Source organism: Pseudomonas sp. KBS0710 (genome assembly GCF_005938045.2).
Lineage (GTDB): Bacteria > Pseudomonadota > Gammaproteobacteria > Pseudomonadales > Pseudomonadaceae > Aquipseudomonas.
Genome location: NZ_VCCF02000001.1, coordinates 5,870,876 through 5,888,458, shown reverse-complemented (window position 1 = coordinate 5,888,458; position 17,583 = coordinate 5,870,876). Strand labels below are relative to the sequence as shown.

Here is a 17,583-nt window from a genome sequence, read left to right as displayed (position 1 = left end):
ACGCTTTCGCGAGCAAGCCCGCTCCCACATTTGAACTGTATTGATTTCGAGGTTGTGGATAACTCAGGTCTATTTGATTTTGACCGGGCGTTTCCAGCCGTCGATGTTGCGCTGGCGGGCGCGGGCCACAGCCAGTTGGGACTTATCCACATCCTGGTTGATGGTCGAACCTGCCGCAGTGTTGGAGCCATCACCGATAGTGACCGGCGCAATCAGCGAGTTATTGGAGCCGATAAACACATCTTCACCAATGGTCGTCTGGTACTTGTTGGCGCCATCGTAGTTGCAGGTGATGGCACCGGCGCCGATGTTGCTGCGCGCGCCGATCACCGCATCGCCGAGGTAGGCCAAGTGACCGGCCTTGGCGTCGTCGCCCATTTTTGCGTTTTTAAGTTCGACGAAATTACCGACGTGCGCGCGGGCACCCAGCACGCTGCCGGGACGAAGGCGCGCAAACGGACCGGCATCGCTACCCTCGCCCATCACCGCGCCATCAAGATGGCTGTTGGCCTTGACCACCACACCTTTGCGCAAGGTGCTGTCCTTGATCACGCAGTTCGGGCCAATCACCACGTCGTCTTCAATGATCACGCGGCCTTCAAGGATCACGTTAATGTCGATCAGCACGTCGCGGCCAACCGTGACCTCGCCACGCACATCGAAGCGCGCCGGATCACGCAGGGTTACGCCCTGGGCCATCAGGCGCCGGCCTTCACGCAGTTGGTAGTGACGCTCCAGCTCGGCAAGCTGCTTGCGGTCGTTGGCGCCCTGCACTTCCATCGGGTCGTGGGGCTGCTCGGTGGCAACCAGCAGGCCGTCACATACCGCCATCTCGATGACGTCGGTGAGGTAATACTCGCCCTGGGCATTGTTGTTGGACAAACGGCTCATCCAGTCAGCCAGCTTGTTGGCCGGCACAGCGAGAATGCCAGTGTTGCCTTCGGTAATCGCACGTTGGGCTTCGCTGGCGTCTTTGTGCTCGACGATAGCCGCGACCTTGCCGTTGGTATCGCGCACGATGCGGCCGTAGCCGGTAGGGTCATCCAGCTCAACGGTGAGCAGGCCCATTTGGCCAGGTACTACGTGCTTGAGCAGGCGTTGCAGGGTCTCGACTTCAATCAGCGGTACGTCGCCATAGAGGATCAGCACGGTGTCGGCGCTGATGAACGGTACGGCCTGCGCCGTCGCGTGGCCAGTGCCCAGTTGTTTGTCCTGTAACACGAAATTCAAATCATCCGCCGCCAGGCGTTCACGCACCACGTCGGCGCCATGGCCGATCACCACGTGAATTCGCTGGGGGGCCAGTTGTCGGGCGCTGTGGATAACATGGCCAAGCATGGAATTGCCCGCGACCGGGTGCAGCACCTTGGGCAGGGCCGAACGCATGCGGGTGCCCTGGCCTGCGGCGAGAATGACGATTTCAAGAGACATGAATGGCTACCAATCCTGGGCGGTCCGACTTCAGACCTGAGAAGTGTTTTGCTGAAAAAGAAAAAGGGTAGCCGAGGCTACCCTTTTTAATCAATCGCGCTTGAAGCATTGCGGCTGGGCCGCTTACTTCTTGCGGATCTGCTGGAGCGTGCGCAGCTGAGCTGCAGCCTCGGCCAGACGTACAGCAGCAGCGCTGTAGTCGAAGTCCGCACCCTTTTCGTTCAGGGCCTTCTCGGCAGCCTTGACGGCTTCCTGAGCGGAGGCTTCATCCAGGTCGCCAGCACGTTGCACGGTGTCGGCAAGTACCTTGACCATGTTCGGCTGAACCTCGAGGAAACCGCCGGAGATGTAAAACACCTCACGTTCCCCGCCTTGCTTGGTCAGAGTGATCGGACCTGGCTTCAAGCTGGTGATCAACGGTGCGTGACCCATGGCGATACCAAGATCACCCAGATCGCCGTGTGCAATCACCATTTCTACCAGACCGGAGAAAATTTCCCCTTCCGCGCTGACGATATCGCAATGGACTGTCATAGCCATCTGATTGCCTCAACCTGATGAGCGCCCGTTTCCGGGCGCCGAGATTACAGTTTCTTGGCTTTCTCGATCGCTTCTTCGATGCCGCCGACCATGTAGAACGCTTGTTCTGGCAGGTGGTCGTAGTCACCGTTGAGGATGCCTTTGAAGCCAGCAATGGTGTCTTTCAGGGAAACGTATTTACCCGAAGCACCGGTGAAGACTTCAGCCACGAAGAACGGCTGCGACAAGAAACGCTGGATCTTACGAGCACGGTTTACCAACTGCTTGTCGGCTTCCGACAGCTCGTCCATACCCAGGATCGCAATGATGTCCTTCAGTTCTTTGTAACGCTGCAGCACGTACTGAACGCCGCGAGCGGTGTCGTAGTGCTCCTGGCCGATCACGTTCGGGTCCAGCTGGCGCGAAGTCGAGTCGAGTGGATCGACCGCTGGGTAGATACCCAGGGAAGCGATGTCACGGGACAGAACGACGGTGGCGTCCAAGTGGGCGAAGGTGGTCGCAGGCGACGGGTCAGTCAAGTCATCCGCAGGTACGTATACCGCTTGGATCGAGGTGATCGAACCTTCTTTGGTCGAAGTGATACGTTCTTGCAGAACGCCCATCTCTTCAGCCAGGGTCGGCTGGTAACCTACTGCAGAAGGCATACGGCCCAGCAGTGCGGATACTTCAGTACCGGCCAAGGTGTAACGGTAGATGTTGTCGACGAACAGCAGAACGTCGTTACCTTCGTCACGGAACTTCTCGGCCATGGTCAGGCCAGTCAGTGCTACGCGCAGACGGTTACCCGGCGGCTCGTTCATCTGACCGTAAACCAGTGCCACTTTGTCCAGAACGTTGGAGTCCTTCATCTCGTGGTAGAAGTCGTTACCCTCACGAGTACGCTCACCCACACCGGCGAACACGGAATAACCGCTGTGCTCGATGGCGATGTTACGGATCAGTTCCATCATGTTTACGGTTTTGCCTACACCGGCACCACCGAACAGACCGACTTTACCGCCTTTGGCGAACGGGCAAACCAAGTCGATAACCTTGATACCGGTTTCGAGCAGATCGTTGCCGCCAGCTTGTTCAGCGAACGAAGGTGCTGGACGGTGAATGCCCCAGCGCTCTTCGGTGTCGATCGGGCCAGCTTCGTCAATCGGGTTGCCCAGTACGTCCATGATCCGGCCCAGGGTCGCTTTACCGACCGGTACGGAGATGGCAGCGCCAGTGTCAAGCACACCCAGACCACGTTTCAGGCCTTCGGTGGAACCCATTGCAATGGTCCGTACCACGCCGTCGCCCAGCTGCTGCTGAACTTCCAGAGTGGTGCCGGCATCGCTTTGTACTTTCAAAGCGTTGTAGATGCTCGGTACGCTGTCGCGTGGAAATTCCACGTCGATAACGGCGCCGATGATTTGAACGATACGTCCGCTACTCATAGCTGGATCCTCTGAATATTTGAACCGTTAAACCGCGGCAGCGCCGCCGACGATTTCCGAGATCTCTTGGGTGATCGCAGCCTGACGCGCCTTGTTGTAGATCAGCTGCAAATCGCTGATCAGATCACCGGCGTTATCGGTAGCGTTTTTCATCGCGATCATCCGCGCCGCTTGTTCAGCTGCGTTGTTCTCGACCACCGCCTGGTACACCTGCGACTCCACGTAGCGCACCATCAAGCCGTCAAGCAGCTCTTTGGCGTCTGGTTCGTAGAGGTAGTCCCAGTGGTGCTTGAGTTCCTGATCCGGAGTCGCCACCAGTGGAATCAATTGCTCCACGGTTGGCTGCTGGGTCATGGTGTTGATGAACTTGTTGGATACCACGGACAGGCGGTCAATCCGGCCTTCCAGGTACGCATCCAGCATCACCTTCACACTGCCGATCAAATCATTGATCGACGGCTCTTCACCCAGGTGGCTGATAGCTGCAACGACGTTACCGCCGAAGTTACGGAAAAAGGCCGCACCCTTGCTACCAACAACACACAGATCGATCTCGACGCCCTTTTCGCGGTTTACCGCCATGTCCTTGACCAGGGCCTTGAACAGGTTGGTATTCAGACCACCGCACAAACCACGGTCACTGCTCACTACCACATAACCCACACGCTTAACTTCGCGGTCGATCATGAACGGGTGGCGGTATTCCGGGTTGGCGTTAGCCAAATGCCCAATTACCTGGCGGATACGCTCCGCATAAGGACGGCTAGCAGCCATGCGCATTTGTGCCTTGCGCATTTTGCTGACCGCCACTTTTTCCATGGCGCTGGTAATCTTTTGCGTGCTTTTGATGCTCGCAATCTTACTGCGAATCTCTTTTGCGCCTGCCATGTAACACCTATCAGGTTAGCAAGCGGGAGCCTTGCGGCCCCCGCTGCGGCTTACCAGGTTTGGGTGGCCTTGAACTTCTCGATACCGGCTTTCATGCCAGCGTCGATTTCGTCATTGAAGTCACCCTTCACGTTGATCTTGGCCAACAAGTCGGCGTGATCGCGGTTGAAGTAAGCAATCAGCGCTTGTTCGAAGCTGCCGACCTTGGTGATTTCGACGTCAGTCAGGAACCCACGCTCAGCGGCATACAGCGACAACGCCATGTCAGCGATCGACATTGGGGCGTATTGCTTCTGCTTCATCAGCTCGGTAACGCGCTGACCATGCTCAAGTTGCTTACGGGTCGCTTCGTCCAGGTCAGAAGCGAACTGGGCGAATGCCGCCAGTTCACGGTACTGAGCCAGAGCGGTACGGATACCACCGGAGAGCTTCTTGATGATCTTGGTCTGAGCGGCACCACCCACACGGGATACCGAAACACCGGCGTTCACAGCAGGACGGATCCCGGAGTTGAACATGGCCGATTCCAGGAAGATCTGACCGTCGGTGATGGAAATCACGTTGGTCGGAACGAACGCGGAAACGTCGCCAGCCTGGGTTTCGATGATCGGCAGTGCGGTCAGGGAACCGGTTTTGCCGGTTACTGCGCCGTTGGTGAACTTCTCTACGTATTCTTCCGAAACGCGGGATGCGCGCTCCAGCAGACGGGAGTGGAGATAGAACACGTCGCCTGGGTAAGCTTCACGGCCTGGTGGACGGCGCAGCAGCAGGGAAATCTGGCGGTAAGCCACTGCTTGCTTGGACAGATCGTCATAAACGATCAGCGCGTCTTCACCGCGGTCGCGGAAGAATTCACCCATGGTGCAACCGGAGTACGGTGCCAGGAACTGCAGCGCAGGAGATTCCGAAGCACTGGCAGCCACGATGATCGTGTTGGCCAGGGCGCCGTTCTCTTCCAGCTTGCGAACCACGTTGGCGATGGTCGATTGCTTCTGACCAATGGCTACGTAGACGCAGAAAATGCCGCTGTCTTTCTGGTTGATGATCGCGTCGATCGCCAGAGCGGTTTTACCGATCTGACGGTCACCGATGATCAGCTCACGCTGGCCACGGCCGACTGGGATCATGGCGTCGACAGCCTTGTAGCCAGTCTGTACAGGCTGGTCTACCGACTTACGCCAGATCACGCCTGGAGCAACTTTCTCGACCGCGTCGGTCTCGGTGTTGCCCAGTGGACCTTTACCGTCAACAGGGTTACCCAGTGCGTCGACTACGCGACCCAGCAGTTCCTTACCAACCGGAACTTCCAGGATGCGGCCTGTGCACTTGGCGCTCATGCCTTCAGCAAGAGACTGGTAAGCGCCCAATACAACGGCACCTACGGAGTCTTGCTCCAGGTTGAGGGCCATACCGTAGACGCCGCCCGGAAACTCGATCATCTCGCCGTACATTACGTCGGCCAGACCGTGAATCCGCACAATGCCGTCAGATACGCTGACGACAGTGCCTTCGTTACGGGCTTGGGAGGTCACATCGAGCTTGTCGATGCGGCCCTTGATAATTTCACTTATTTCGGAAGGATTGAGTTGCTGCATTGCTCTGCTGCCCCTTCAAACTCAAGATTTCAATGCTTCGGCAAGTTTCGCGATTTTGCCGCGAATCGAGCCATCGATAACCAGGTCGCCGGCACGGATAACAACACCACCAATCAGGGATGCGTCCTCCGAAGCTTGCAGGCGCACTTCCCGATTGAGTCGTGCACTGAGAACCTTGGCGAGTTTGTCTTGCTGTTCTTGGTTCAATGCAAAAGCACTGGTCACTTCAACGTCTACCGATTTCTCTTCTTCGGCCTTGTACAGGTCGAACAGAGCGGCGATCTCCGGCAAAAGCGGGAGACGGTCGTTCTCGGCAACGACGTGAATGAAGTTCTGTACCTTCACATCAAACTTGTCGCCGCACACTTCAATAAAAGTGGCGGCCTTGTCTGCGCTCGTCAGTCGCGGGGCCTTGAGCACGCGCTGCATGGTGTCGTCTTGCGACACTGCTGCAGCCAGGCCGAGCATGGCTGACCAAGAGGCCAGCTGCTGGTGGGCCTGGGCGTGCTCGAAGGCTGCCTTAGCGTAAGGTCGGGCCAACGTGGTCAATTCTGCCATGATCGCCCTCGCTTAGATTTCAGCAGCCAGTTTGTTAACCAGCTCCGCGTGCGCGTTTTGATCGATTGTGGCACCCAGGATCTTCTCAGCACCGCCGACGGCCAGAGCACCCAGTTGGGCACGCAGCGCATCTTTGACACCGTTCAATTCCTGCTCGATCTCGGCCTGAGCCTGAACCTTCACACGGTCAGCGTCGATACGGGCTTTTTCAACAGCCTCTTCAACAATCTGATTACCGCGTTTCTTGGCTTGCTCAATGATTTCAGCTGCCTGTGCCTTAGCATCGCGCAGTTGATGGCCCGCTTTCTCTTGGGCCAACTCCAGGTCGCGAGCTGCACGGGTGGCAGCGTCCAGTCCATCCGCGATCTTCTTCTGACGTTCGTGCAAAGCTGCGATGACCGGAGGCCATACGAACTTCATGCAGAAAACGACAAAAATCAAGAACGCTAAGGACTGACCAATAATGGTTGCATTAATGTTCACGCCAATACCTCGCTCGTTCGTTGCACAACACACCAATCACTCGAAAAAACGAGTGATTAACCGGCGAGTTGACCAACGAAGGGGTTCGCGAAGGTGAAGAACAGAGCGATACCAACACCGATCATGGTCACGGCGTCGAGCAGACCGGCAACGATGAACATTTTAACTTGCAGCATTGGAACCATTTCTGGCTGACGCGCTGCGCCTTCCAGGAACTTGCCGCCCAGCAGGCCGAAACCAATGGCAGTACCCAGGGCGCCCAGGCCGATCAACAGTGCAACAGCGATAGCGGTTAGACCAACTACAGTTTCCATCTTTCCTCCCGACTTTTACGTCGTATGGTTTAGGTTTTTTAGATTTTAAAGCGGTAAAACAAATCGTTTCATAGCCCTGGTGGGCCACCTTCCCGTTTCACCGGGAAGGACATCAGACTAGTCGAGACTGGTCTTAATGGTTCTCTTCGTGCGCCATCGACAGGTAGACGATGGTCAGCATCATGAAGATGAAGGCCTGCAGGGTGATGATCAGGATGTGGAACACAGCCCACGCCCACTGCAGAACAATGCCCAGGCCGCTAAGCCAGAGCAGACCACTGCCGAACATCACAGCGATCAGAATGAACACCAGCTCGCCGGCATACATGTTGCCGAACAGTCGCAGAGCCAGGGAGATCGGCTTGGCGATCAGGGTGACGAATTCCAGCAGGAAGTTCACCGGGATCAGCAGGGCTTGAACGAAAATGTTCTTGCTGCCGAACGGGTGCAGGGTCAGTTCGCCGATGAAGCCGCCGATGCCCTTGATCTTGATGCTGTAGAAAATGATCAACGCGAATACCGACAGGGCCATGCCCAGGGTAGCGTTAGGGTCAGTGGTCGATACGGCACGGAATGGAATGTGCGGGTCGCCGCTGATCGCCATGGCGAGCTGAGGAATCCAGTCGACCGGGATCAGGTCGACGGCGTTCATCAGGAACACCCAGACGAAGATGGTCAGTGCCAGCGGTGCGATCACCGGGCTACGGCCATGGAAGCTGTCTTTCACGCTGCCATCGACGAATTCGACCAATACTTCAACGAAATTCTGCAAAGCACCTGGCTGACCGGAAGTCGCCTTTTTTGCCGCCATGCGGAAAATCAGGACGAAAATCAGACCCAATGCGACCGACCAGCCCAGAGTATCCAGGTGGAAAGCCCAGAAACCCATTTCTTTGGCTTCTGCTGCGGTGTGGGCAAAGCCCCAGCCGCCGTTGGGAAGCTGACCGAAGGTCAGGTTCTGCAAGTGGTGCTGGATATAGCCCGAAGCGGTTGTTTCTGCCATGGTTGCCTCAAACGCCCTAAGGTTTCGAAAGTCTTGTTTTCATTAGCAGGGGAGCGAACCAGCTGACCAGTTGGGTCAACACGAAGACGCCGAATACAGCCAGCGGCGCCAATGGCTTCACACCTGCAAAGGTCAGTGCAAACAGCACTGCCGTCAAAATCAGTTTCCCCGCCTCGCCGGCATAAAATGACCGGACGATAGCCTGGGCTGCTCGGGCGCCGGAAAACCGAAAGGCCCTGTGAGCAAAATACATATTGGGCAGCAAGGCTATCAGGCCTCCGCAGAGTCCTGAATATCCGGCTACGACTCCATGCCAGTACCAAAGCGCCAACGCAGCGATTAATAAAATGACAAATTGAGCCAATAAAACCGGAAAAACGGCCAAGCGATGGAACGGCAACGTGTTTGGCGTGCGGGTTTCCATCACTCTTGCTCCTCAATGGTCGGCTGCCGAGAATCAATAACTTGGCATAATTTGTGCCGACAAAATGCGCGCAGAGTATAGGGGCGGTTCAGCCCCTATTCAACTGTCGGGTAGTGTTTTCCGATCGCGCGCTACATAAGCAAATGTTTCAGCGGATGTGGGCAAGGACGCCCTGAAGCTCGTCAAGCGAGTTATATCCGATGACCAATTGCCCTTTGCCCTTCTTGCCGTGACGAATTTGTACCGCAGAGCCCAGCCGCTCGGCCAGGCGCTGCTCGAGGCGTGCGATATCCGGATCAGGTTTGGCGGTTTCGACCGGTGCAGGTTTGCCGCTCAGCCACTGGCGAACCAGCGCCTCCGTCTGACGCACCGTAAGCCCCCGTGCGACAACGTGTCGCGCCCCTTCAACCTGTTGATTTTCCGGCAAACCGAGCAAAGCACGGGCGTGCCCCATTTCCAGGTCACCGTGGGACAACATGGTCTTGATGACTTCCGGCAACGCGATCAGACGCAGCAAATTGGACACGGTGACGCGGGATTTACCCACCGCGTCGGCCACTTGTTGCTGGGTCAGCTGGAATTCCTGCTGCAAACGCTGCAACGCAATCGCTTCTTCGATCGGGTTGAGGTCTTCACGCTGGATGTTTTCGATCAACGCCATGGCGATGGCGGTTTCATCCGGTACATCGCGCACCATTGCCGGGATGGTTTCCTTGCCGGCCTGCTGGCTCGCGCGCCAGCGGCGTTCGCCGGCGATGATCTCAAACCGACCGCCGCCAATCGGGCGCACCACAATCGGCTGCATCACGCCCTGGGCCTTGATCGAGTTGGCCAGTTCTTCCAGCGCCTGGGGGTCCATGTCCCGGCGTGGCTGGTATTTGCCACGCTGGATCAGGTCCAGCGGCAGGTGTTGCAGCTCGCGCTCGTCGGCCTGCACCGCTTGTTCTTCAAGCGAAGTGACAGTCGGACCACTCAGCAGTGCATCCAGTCCACGTCCGAGACCTCGTTTCTTGACGGCCATGGGGATTCCTTAAGTTGGCTGGGCTGCAGCGGTGCGTGAGTTGCGGCGTTGACGACGAACCATCTCGCCGGCCAGTGCCAGGTAGGCAATGGCACCACGCGATGATTTGTCGTACGCCAGCGCGGGCATGCCGTAGCTTGGCGCTTCGGCCAGGCGGATGTTGCGTGGGATCACCGTGTCGTAGAGCTGATCACCGAAGTGTTCCTTGAGCTGCGCCGACACATCGTTCATCAGGCTAAGGCGCGGGTCATACATGGTCCGCAGCAGGCCTTCGATTTGCAGGTTCGGGTTGAGCAACTCGGCGATACGCTTGATGTTATCCACAAGGTCACTCAGACCTTCCAGCGCGAAGTACTCGCACTGCATGGGGATAATCACCCCATCGGCGGCCACCAACGCGTTGAGCGTCAGCATCGACAGCGACGGTGGGCAGTCGATCAAAATGTAATCATAGTTCTCGCGAATTGGCGCCAAGGCGCTGCGCAGACGGCTTTCTTTCATCTGCATTTCGAGCAGCACCACTTCCGCCGCAGTCAAATCGCGGTTCGCCGGCAGCAGTTGATAACCACCGTGCTCGGAGTAGTGCATGGCCTGGGCCAGGTCACACTCGCCAATCAGCAAGTCGTAGACTGAATTTTCCAGGCCGTGTTTATCCACACCGCTACCCATGGTGGCGTTGCCCTGTGGATCAAGATCGATCAACAGCACCCGACGCTTGGTGGCGACCAGGGATGCTGCGAGGTTGATGCAGGTGGTGGTTTTGCCCACGCCACCTTTCTGGTTCGCTATCGCGAATACCTTAGCCATTCTTGCTTGTGTTCCCAATCATGCCGTGCGGCGCAGTATCAGCAGATGGCGTTGGCCTTGGCAACCGGGTACGGCCAAGGCGTGTTCGCTATCGAGGTGGAAGTCTGTCGGCAATGCTAACAGCTCGTCGCTTGGATGAACGCCCTTCATTGCCAGCCAGCGCGTGTCGAGGTCGCCCAAGTGGCGCGTCCAGTTGCTGAAGTTCTCCATGCTGCTGAAGGCCCGGGAAACAATTCCGTTGAAGGGCAGTTCAGGTGTGAACTCTTCTACGCGACTGTGGATAACTTGCAGGTTGTCCAGTTTGAGCTCGAGTTTTACCTGGGTCAGGAAGCGGGTTTTCTTGCCGTTGCTGTCCAGGCACGTCACTTGCGACTCGGGAAACAGGATCGCCAGCGGAATGCCTGGCATCCCACCGCCACTGCCAACATCAAGCCAACGGCCGTTTTCGACAAACGGCATCACGCTCAAGCTGTCGAGCAAATGCCGCGACACCATTTCGTCAGGGTTACGCACCGCAGTCAGGTTGTAAGCCTTGTTCCACTTGATCAACAGGGCCAGATAGCCCAGCAGCAATTCGTGCTGGGCTGCGGTCAGGTCCACGCCCAACTGGCGTGCACCTGTGGATAACTCTTCGGCGTGTTGCGAGGTGACCAACGAACTCAAGCGCTTTGCTCCAACTGACGGCCCGCGCCGCGTTTTTTCAAATGAATCATCAACAGCGAAATGGCTGCTGGTGTGACGCCGGGAATACGCGAAGCCTGGCCCAGCGTCTCCGGCCGAGTTATCCCCAGCTTGCTTTGGATTTCTTTCGACAACCCGGAAATCCCGGTGTAATCGATATCCACAGGCAGCTTGGTGTTTTCACTGGCGCGCAGACGAGCGATCTCGTCCTGTTGGCGGTCAATGTAACCGGCGTATTTGGTCTTGATCTCGACCTGCTCGGCAACCTGCGGGTCTTCTGCTCCCTGGCCGGTCACTTCGACCAGACCAGCGTAGTCGATTTCTGGACGCGACAGCAGGTTCAGCAGGTTGTATTCGTGGGTCAGCGGCGTGCCGAATTTTTCCGCAATCGCATCGCCCTGCTCAGTGCCGGGGCGAACCCAGGTACTTTTCAGGCGTTGCTCTTCGAGCGTGATGCTTTCGCGTTTTTTGCAGAAGGCTGCCCAACGCGCGTCATCGACCAGACCCAGTTCGCGACCTTTTTCGGTCAGGCGCAGGTCGGCGTTGTCTTCGCGCAGGATCAAACGGTATTCCGCCCGGGAAGTGAACATCCGGTACGGTTCCTGGGTGCCAAGGGTAATCAGGTCATCAACCAATACGCCGATGTACGCTTCATCGCGACGCGGGCACCAGCTGTCTTTGCCCTGCGCGCGCAATGCAGCGTTGGTCCCGGCCAGCAAACCTTGGGCGCCGGCTTCTTCGTAACCGGTGGTGCCATTGATTTGGCCAGCGAAAAACAGACCGGCGATGACTTTGGTTTCGAGGCTGTACTTCAGGTCACGCGGGTCGAAGTAGTCGTATTCGATGGCGTAGCCCGGACGCACGATGTGCGCGTTTTCCATACCGCGAATCGACTGCACGATCTGAATTTGCACGTCGAACGGCAAGGATGTGGAAATCCCGTTCGGGTACAGCTCATGGGTGGTCAAGCCTTCCGGCTCGATGAAGACCTGGTGGCTTTCCTTGTCGGCAAAGCGATGGATCTTGTCTTCGATCGATGGGCAATAACGCGGGCCGATACCTTCGATCACCCCGGAATACATCGGCGAACGGTCGAGGTTCGCGGCAATGATTTCGTGGGTGCGGGCGTTGGTATGGGTAATCCAGCAGCTCACCTGTTTCGGGTGCTGTTCTTTGTTGCCCATGAACGACATGACCGGGATCGGTGTATCACCGGCTTGCTCGGTCATTACCGAGAAATCCACAGAACGCCCGTCGATACGTGGCGGGGTTCCGGTTTTTAGGCGACCGACACGCAGCGGCAATTCACGCAGGCGCTTTGCCAAGGCAATCGACGGCGGGTCACCGGCGCGACCGCCGGAATAGTTCTGCATACCGATGTGGATAAGTCCGCCGAGGAATGTACCGGTGGTCAACACCACGGATTCTGCGAAGAAACGCAGGCCCATCTGGGTAACAACACCCTTCACCACGTCCTGTTCGACGATCAGGTCATCGGCAGCTTGTTGAAATATCCACAGGTTCGGCTGGTTTTCCAGGGTTTCACGCACCGCAGCCTTGTAGAGGATGCGGTCGGCCTGTGCCCGAGTAGCGCGTACGGCCGGGCCTTTGCGGCTGTTGAGCACGCGAAATTGAATACCACCTTTGTCAGTAGCCATGGCCATGACACCGCCAAGGGCATCAATTTCTTTAACCAGATGGCTTTTGCCGATCCCACCGATCGCGGGGTTGCAACTCATGGCACCGAGGGTTTCCACGTTATGCGTCAGCAACAGGGTTTTAACGCCCATGCGTGCTGACGCCAGTGCTGCCTCGGTACCGGCATGACCGCCGCCGATGACGATCACTTCAAAACGGGAAGGGAAATCCACCACGCACCTCGTGCCTGCTTATGTAGGTAATCAGGAATTGTTTGTTGAAAGAGTTTTAGAGCTTTGGCGGCAAGTATAGGGACTTAGCCCTTCCTAAAGAACCCTTTGCACAAAATTTAACCAGCTGTGGATGAATCACAGACAATAGAAATTAAAAAAGAAGAAATTTATAAGATCTTTGTTTTTATGTTTATTTCTACTGAGCATCATTTCTGTGGATAGATCTCTACAGGCCTTTATTTATCTTGTGTACAGAGATTCAAAAGTCTGTGGTCATGTGCCAATGAGGCCCTTGGATAAGTGCTTTAAGCCTGTGGATTAAAGGGGTGGTTATCCACAGAGGGGTTTTTACTCAGGTTTCAGGCCCTGTTATCAACTGGGCACAGGTGCGGTTATTCACAGGGCTTAATCCACAGAAATCCCGCCTTGAGGTCATGGCAAGGCCACCAAAGCTTTCGATTCGGTGCATGGATCTAAAAAAAGCAGAGCTATTGTGAGAATTCAGCGGCGCAGTTAATAATAGCGATTATCATTAACCTATCCTGTCGCGCCCTATGCCCTTTCCTTCACACACGGCTGCCGTCCAGCACATCTATGAGCAGCACCATTCATGGCTGCACGGGTGGCTTAAAGGCAAGTTGCACAACGCTTGCGATGCAGCCGATGTGGCACATGACACCTTCGTGCGTATCCTGGGCGGTCGCCATGCAGGGCAAATCCTCGAACCGCGTGATTACCTGGCCACAATCGCCAGGGGTTTGGTGATTGACCGCTATCGTCGATCGGCCATTGAACAGGCTTATAAACAGTCATTGGCCGAGCGTCCTGAAGCCACAGCCATCAGTGAAGAAGACAAGGCAATCATCATCGAAACCCTGGTGGCTGTGGATAAAGCCTTGTCGGAATTGGGGCGGCGGACACGCCATATTTTCATGCTGTCGCAGATTGAAGGTCTGACTTATCAACAGATCGCCCAGCAGTTGCAGGTATCGCTGACGACGGTCAAGAAGCACATGATCCGTGCGCTCACCGAATTCTCATTGATCATGGCGACCCTATAATGCCCGCGCCGGATCGCAAGGTTTTCGAGGCGGCTGCCAGCTGGTATGTGCAGTTTCAAGCGCAGGTGCCTACCCCGGCCGAACGGCATGCCTGGCAGCAATGGCTCAACCGCGACCCCTCTCACCAAGCGGCATGGAACCAGTTGGAGCAATTACAGCGCAGCCTCGGCGCCCTGCCCCAGGATTTCACGCGTCGCGCTTTATCGGCTACGCAACAACGGCGCCAAGTGCTCAAGTGGATGTTGGTATTGGGCGCCACCGGCTGTCTGGGCTTCAATGTCCAACAACACACGGCTGTGGGCAATTTCTGGGCGGATTATCGAACACGCGTCGGTGAACGCCGGCGCATCGAGCTGGCTGACGGTACTCAGATTGATCTGAACACCAGCACTGCAATTGATGTGGTGTTTGATCAACGCCAGCGTCTGATCCGCCTGCGCGACGGTGAAGTACTTATCCACACCGGCAAACCAGGTGGGCAAACGCCTTTTTACGTCGAAACTCGCGAAGGCCGGGTCCAGGCATTGGGGACTCGGTTTACCGTGCGTCAACTAACGGGCTCAACTCGGGTGGGTGTGCTGGAAGACCAAGTGAGTCTCTCGCCTGCCGACACGCCGGATCACAAGCGATTACTCAGTGCCGGTGAGAGTGCTGACTTCGATCGGGAAAATGTGCGGCCCAGTCATTTCTATCGCCGCACGCAAGCGGCGTGGGTCGATGGTCAGGTCATCGTTCTCGACGCTCGCCTTGGGGATCTGCTTGCCGACCTTGCGCGCTACCGCCCTGGCGTTCTGCGATGCGATTCGGCTTCGGCACGCTTGCGAGTCTCCGGGACGTTCCGCCTGGATTCCACCGACGCGGTACTGGCTAACCTGCAAGCCACGCTGCCGATACAGGTGAAATATTTCAGCCGCTATTGGGTCGCGGTCACGCACCTGGGCTGAAAGAAAAAATAATCCACAGGGGGTTATCTTTTTTATACCTGGCCCGGCCCTACAGGTAATCACGACGCTACCTACAGGGCTTCACCACCTATGCGCCTTCCTATCAAGCTACGCCAACGCCTTTCCTACCATGGCATGACCTACGGTTTATTACTGTGCTCGGCCGCCGCCGCAGGTTTATTGCTGCCAGCCGGTGCCATGGCCGCCAGCACAGCGCAGCACTTCACCATCACTAGCGGGCCGCTGGACGCCGCACTCAGCCAGTTTGCTGCCAGGGCCAATGTGATCCTGTCGTTTTCCCCTGAGCAAACCGCAGGTTTAAACACGCCAGGGCTGGAAGGTGATTACTCGGTTGATCAGGGCTTTGCACTGCTGCTGCAAAACTCGGGGCTGCAGGTTGTGGCGCAAGCGCCCGGTAGCTATGTGTTGCAAGCCGCGCCTGCCGGGCAACTGACGTTGGCACCCACGACCGTCAGCACGTATCAACAACTGGGTTTTAACCAGGATAGTGCCGGTGATGTTGGCTACAAGGCACAAAACAGCCGTATCGGCACCAAGACCAGTACGCCGCTGTCGGAAACGCCCCGGTCGGTGTCGGTGGTCACCGGCCAGCGCATCAAGGACCAGAAGTCGCAGACGCTGACTGAAGTCTTGGGTTATGTACCAGGGATCTTCGCTCCACCCTTCGCCGCTGGCGATGGCCTGGCCGGTGATCTGTTCTTCATTCGCGGCTTCAACGCCACGGATTATGGCTACGGCCTGTTGCGCGACGGCCTGCGTGTTCAAGGTAACCGGTATGACACCACCAGCGAGCCCTATGGCCTGGAGCGCGTGGAAATTTTCCGCGGCCCTTCATCCCTGCTCTATGGCGAAAACGCACCGGGTGGCTTGGTGAACCTGGTCAGCAAACACCCGACTGCCACGCCGCAAGGCGAGGTGCAATTGGGCTATGGCTCCAACAATCGGCGCCAATTGGGTGTTGATCTCTCCGGGCCGCTCAATGACAACGCCAATGTGCTTGGCCGCGTGGTCATGCTGGGCCGCAAGTCCGACACCCAGACCGACCATGTACCCGATGATCGCCTGTATATCGCGCCATCCCTGACCCTGAACTTCGACGACTACAACACCCTGACGCTGCTGGCCAACTACCAGAAGGACCACACCAACCTGGAACTGGGCCTACCGGCCGCCGGCACGTTGCTCAATAACCCCAACGGCAAGCTGTCCAAACACACCATGCTTGGCGATCCGGATTGGAACACCTTTGAACGCGAAGCCTGGAGCACCGGTTACGAGTTCAGCCACAGCTTCAATGACGATTGGCAGTTCCGTCAGAACTCGCGTTACATGCAGTCGCGCATCAACCGCCATGAAACCTGGCCCAGCGCCTTGAATAATCGCGGCTTTGGCACCCAACTGAACATGACCGCCTACGACCGTTACAACAAGTCGATGGTGTATTCCCTGGATAACCAGCTCGAAGGTAAATTCCAACTGGGTGACCTGCAAAACACTGTGCTGTTCGGCGCCAGCTACGACCGCACCTCGTTCAATCAGGATTGGGACGCAGGGTTTGCCGGCACTATCAATGTGTATAACCCGGTGTATCTGCGTGACCCACTCACGCCGATCGCGGTACAGAACACCTTGCTTGAGCAGCAGATGAAAGGGGTTTATGCACAGGTGCAGAGCAAGTACGACCATTGGCTGTTCCTGCTGGGCGGTCGCCAGGACTGGGTCAACAGTGATTTTCGCGACAAGGTAAACAAAGCCAGCAACACCGGCTCTGAGGACAAGAAATTCACCTATCAAGGCGGAGTGATGTACCAGTTCGACAACGGGCTGACCCCGTATGTCAGCTACTCCACCGCCTTCGTCCCGGTGCAGCAGATTTCCAACGCCGGCTCACCGTTAAAGCCGATTACCAGCCGCCAATACGAAGTGGGTGTTAAATACGAGCCGATCGGCTGGGACACCGCGATGACATTGTCGGTGTATGACCTGCGCAAGCAAGACGACACCTACCTGGACGCCACCACCAACAGCTATCGCCAAGTCGGTGAAAGTCGCGCCAAAGGTGCAGAAGTCGAGATCAACAGCAATCTCACACCGAATCTGAATATCACCGCGGCCTACACCTATACCGACGCAAGGATTACCAAGGATTCTGCGACGTCACTGGTTGAGGGCCATCAGATGACAGGGGTTCCACGCAACCAGGCTTCGGTGTGGAGCAAGTACCGCTTCCTCGATGGCCAGCTCAAGGGTTTGTCCCTGGGTGGCGGCGTGCGTTACTTCGACAGTACTTTTTCTTACACCGCCCCCACGCTATACGGCAAGTTGGATGCGGGAAGCGTGACGTTGGTGGATGCGGCCGTGGGTTATCAGATCAACCCGCACTGGTCGGTGGATCTGAACGCCAAGAACCTGTTCGACAAGGAATATGTATCCGGTTGCAACGATGCCGGGCGTTGTTACTGGGGTGACAGCCGTACCTTGCTCGGCACGGTGTCCTACAACTGGTAAGGCGCTGTG

The 17,583-nt window shown here is 56.8% G+C and carries 17 protein-coding genes; 3 read left to right on the top strand and 14 right to left on the bottom strand.

Translation table 11 applies throughout. The annotated features are described in order from the left end of the window. Window positions 1-69: 69 nt before the first annotated feature. From glmU to mnmG, 14 genes are all read right to left on the bottom strand, one after another. On the bottom strand, window positions 70-1,431 hold the full coding sequence (gene glmU, locus FFI16_RS26840; RefSeq protein ID WP_138813206.1) for a bifunctional UDP-N-acetylglucosamine diphosphorylase/glucosamine-1-phosphate N-acetyltransferase GlmU: 1,362 nt from the start codon (window positions 1,429-1,431) through the stop codon (window positions 70-72). A 123-nt stretch (window positions 1,432-1,554) separates the two neighbouring features. Continuing rightward, on the bottom strand, window positions 1,555-1,971 hold the full coding sequence (locus FFI16_RS26835) for a F0F1 ATP synthase subunit epsilon (protein ID WP_017135117.1): 417 nt from the start codon (window positions 1,969-1,971) through the stop codon (window positions 1,555-1,557). A gap of 44 nt (window positions 1,972-2,015) precedes the next feature. Further along, window positions 2,016-3,395, bottom strand: a complete 1,380-nt coding sequence (gene atpD / locus FFI16_RS26830) for a F0F1 ATP synthase subunit beta (protein WP_056860940.1) — start codon at window positions 3,393-3,395, stop codon at window positions 2,016-2,018. Window positions 3,396-3,422: 27 nt separating this feature from the next. Continuing rightward, complete coding sequence (atpG, locus tag FFI16_RS26825; RefSeq protein ID WP_010207685.1) at window positions 3,423-4,283, bottom strand: F0F1 ATP synthase subunit gamma; 861 nt, start codon at window positions 4,281-4,283, stop codon at window positions 3,423-3,425. Window positions 4,284-4,333: 50 nt separating this feature from the next. Beyond that, window positions 4,334-5,878 carry a F0F1 ATP synthase subunit alpha gene (atpA, locus tag FFI16_RS26820; protein WP_056860941.1) on the bottom strand — a complete coding sequence of 515 codons (1,545 nt, stop codon included), beginning with the start codon at window positions 5,876-5,878 and terminating at the stop codon, window positions 4,334-4,336. A 21-nt stretch (window positions 5,879-5,899) separates the two neighbouring features. Next, a complete protein-coding gene (locus tag FFI16_RS26815; RefSeq protein ID WP_017135121.1) occupies window positions 5,900-6,436 on the bottom strand; it encodes a F0F1 ATP synthase subunit delta in 537 nt (178 codons plus the stop codon). 12 nt (window positions 6,437-6,448) lie between these two features. Beyond that, entirely contained in the window at window positions 6,449-6,919 is a 471-nt protein-coding gene (locus FFI16_RS26810; protein WP_083355998.1) for a F0F1 ATP synthase subunit B, read from the bottom strand. A gap of 56 nt (window positions 6,920-6,975) precedes the next feature. Then, on the bottom strand, window positions 6,976-7,233 hold the full coding sequence (gene atpE / locus FFI16_RS26805; protein WP_002555987.1) for a F0F1 ATP synthase subunit C: 258 nt from the start codon (window positions 7,231-7,233) through the stop codon (window positions 6,976-6,978). A gap of 133 nt (window positions 7,234-7,366) precedes the next feature. Then, entirely contained in the window at window positions 7,367-8,236 is an 870-nt protein-coding gene (atpB, locus tag FFI16_RS26800; RefSeq protein ID WP_017135123.1) for a F0F1 ATP synthase subunit A, read from the bottom strand. Between the two features lie 16 nt (window positions 8,237-8,252). Next, on the bottom strand, window positions 8,253-8,660 hold the full coding sequence (locus FFI16_RS26795; protein WP_010565865.1) for a F0F1 ATP synthase subunit I: 408 nt from the start codon (window positions 8,658-8,660) through the stop codon (window positions 8,253-8,255). Between the two features lie 148 nt (window positions 8,661-8,808). Beyond that, the gene (locus tag FFI16_RS26790; RefSeq protein WP_056860943.1) at window positions 8,809-9,681 is read right to left on the bottom strand and encodes a ParB/RepB/Spo0J family partition protein; all 873 of its coding nucleotides are present in this window, start codon (window positions 9,679-9,681) and stop codon (window positions 8,809-8,811) included. A 9-nt stretch (window positions 9,682-9,690) separates the two neighbouring features. Next, window positions 9,691-10,488 (bottom strand): ParA family protein, encoded by a 798-nt coding sequence (locus tag FFI16_RS26785; protein WP_017477894.1) that lies wholly within the window; start codon window positions 10,486-10,488, stop codon window positions 9,691-9,693. A gap of 18 nt (window positions 10,489-10,506) precedes the next feature. Beyond that, window positions 10,507-11,151, bottom strand: a complete 645-nt coding sequence (gene rsmG / locus FFI16_RS26780) for a 16S rRNA (guanine(527)-N(7))-methyltransferase RsmG (RefSeq protein ID WP_138813205.1) — start codon at window positions 11,149-11,151, stop codon at window positions 10,507-10,509. Further along, on the bottom strand, window positions 11,148-13,040 hold the full coding sequence (gene mnmG, locus FFI16_RS26775) for a tRNA uridine-5-carboxymethylaminomethyl(34) synthesis enzyme MnmG (RefSeq protein WP_058420583.1): 1,893 nt from the start codon (window positions 13,038-13,040) through the stop codon (window positions 11,148-11,150). Before mnmG ends, rsmG begins: the two co-directional genes overlap by 4 nt. 554 nt (window positions 13,041-13,594) lie before the next feature. Here mnmG and FFI16_RS26770 point away from each other — a divergent pair. From FFI16_RS26770 to FFI16_RS26760, 3 genes are all read left to right on the top strand, one after another. Continuing rightward, window positions 13,595-14,101, top strand: a complete 507-nt coding sequence (locus tag FFI16_RS26770; protein ID WP_138813204.1) for a sigma-70 family RNA polymerase sigma factor — start codon at window positions 13,595-13,597, stop codon at window positions 14,099-14,101. Next, entirely contained in the window at window positions 14,101-15,045 is a 945-nt protein-coding gene (locus FFI16_RS26765; protein WP_138813203.1) for a FecR domain-containing protein, read from the top strand. Before FFI16_RS26770 ends, FFI16_RS26765 begins: the two co-directional genes overlap by 1 nt. A gap of 90 nt (window positions 15,046-15,135) precedes the next feature. Continuing rightward, entirely contained in the window at window positions 15,136-17,574 is a 2,439-nt protein-coding gene (locus tag FFI16_RS26760; protein ID WP_138813202.1) for a TonB-dependent siderophore receptor, read from the top strand. Window positions 17,575-17,583 lie beyond the last annotated feature (9 nt).

Excerpts from the sequence above, each read along its gene's own strand:
- atpA (WP_056860941.1), bottom strand. The coding sequence starts at position 5,878 with ATGCAGCAACTCAATCCTTCCGAAATAAGTGAAATTATCAAGGGCCGC.
- FFI16_RS26760 (WP_138813202.1), top strand. The coding sequence starts at position 15,136 with ATGCGCCTTCCTATCAAGCTACGCCAACGCCTTTCCTACCATGGCATG.
- FFI16_RS26765 (WP_138813203.1), top strand. The coding sequence starts at position 14,101 with ATGCCCGCGCCGGATCGCAAGGTTTTCGAGGCGGCTGCCAGCTGGTAT.
- atpE (WP_002555987.1), bottom strand. The coding sequence starts at position 7,233 with ATGGAAACTGTAGTTGGTCTAACCGCTATCGCTGTTGCACTGTTGATC.
- atpG (WP_010207685.1), bottom strand. The coding sequence starts at position 4,283 with ATGGCAGGCGCAAAAGAGATTCGCAGTAAGATTGCGAGCATCAAAAGC.
- FFI16_RS26770 (WP_138813204.1), top strand. The coding sequence starts at position 13,595 with ATGCCCTTTCCTTCACACACGGCTGCCGTCCAGCACATCTATGAGCAG.
- FFI16_RS26815 (WP_017135121.1), bottom strand. The coding sequence starts at position 6,436 with ATGGCAGAATTGACCACGTTGGCCCGACCTTACGCTAAGGCAGCCTTC.
- atpD (WP_056860940.1), bottom strand. The coding sequence starts at position 3,395 with ATGAGTAGCGGACGTATCGTTCAAATCATCGGCGCCGTTATCGACGTG.
- atpB (WP_017135123.1), bottom strand. The coding sequence starts at position 8,236 with ATGGCAGAAACAACCGCTTCGGGCTATATCCAGCACCACTTGCAGAAC.
- FFI16_RS26790 (WP_056860943.1), bottom strand. The coding sequence starts at position 9,681 with ATGGCCGTCAAGAAACGAGGTCTCGGACGTGGACTGGATGCACTGCTG.
- FFI16_RS26795 (WP_010565865.1), bottom strand. The coding sequence starts at position 8,660 with ATGGAAACCCGCACGCCAAACACGTTGCCGTTCCATCGCTTGGCCGTT.
- glmU (WP_138813206.1), bottom strand. The coding sequence starts at position 1,431 with ATGTCTCTTGAAATCGTCATTCTCGCCGCAGGCCAGGGCACCCGCATG.
- FFI16_RS26835 (WP_017135117.1), bottom strand. The coding sequence starts at position 1,971 with ATGGCTATGACAGTCCATTGCGATATCGTCAGCGCGGAAGGGGAAATT.
- FFI16_RS26785 (WP_017477894.1), bottom strand. The coding sequence starts at position 10,488 with ATGGCTAAGGTATTCGCGATAGCGAACCAGAAAGGTGGCGTGGGCAAA.